General features: G+C 69.0%; 1 protein-coding gene. It reads right to left on the bottom strand.

The window, feature by feature from the left end:
- Positions 1–387: GTP-binding protein (locus OO47_RS33060; RefSeq protein ID WP_030223605.1), on the bottom strand; the 387-nt coding region annotated here is incomplete at both ends.

Below are 387 nucleotides of genomic sequence, written 5' to 3'. Positions count from 1 at the left end.
AGCCGGGCCATGAGGGCGTGCTCGACGAGGGTGATGAGCGCGCTCTTGGCGTCGGCGCGGTGGCGGGCGTCGGTGGTGATGATGGGGGTGTCGGGGCCGATCTGGAGGGCCTCGCGGACTTCCTCGGGCTGGTAGGGCTGGTTGCCGTCGAAGCCGTTGAGGGCGATGACGAAGGGGAGGCCCGAGTTCTCGAAGTAGTCGACGGCCGGGAAGCAGTCGGCGAGCCGGCGGGTGTCCACGAGGACGACGGCGCCGATGGCGCCGCGGACGAGGTCGTCCCACATGAACCAGAAGCGGTCCTGGCCCGGCGTACCGAACAGGTACAGGATCAGGTCCTGGTCCAGGGTGATGCGGCCGAAGTCCATGGCGACGGTCGTCGTCGTCTTG

It is taken from the genome of Streptomyces bikiniensis, from assembly GCF_000716625.1.
Taxonomy (GTDB): domain Bacteria; phylum Actinomycetota; class Actinomycetes; order Streptomycetales; family Streptomycetaceae; genus Streptomyces; species Streptomyces bikiniensis.
Note: the sequence above shows the minus strand (reverse complement) of the source record. Positions and strands in the feature narration are given on the sequence as shown.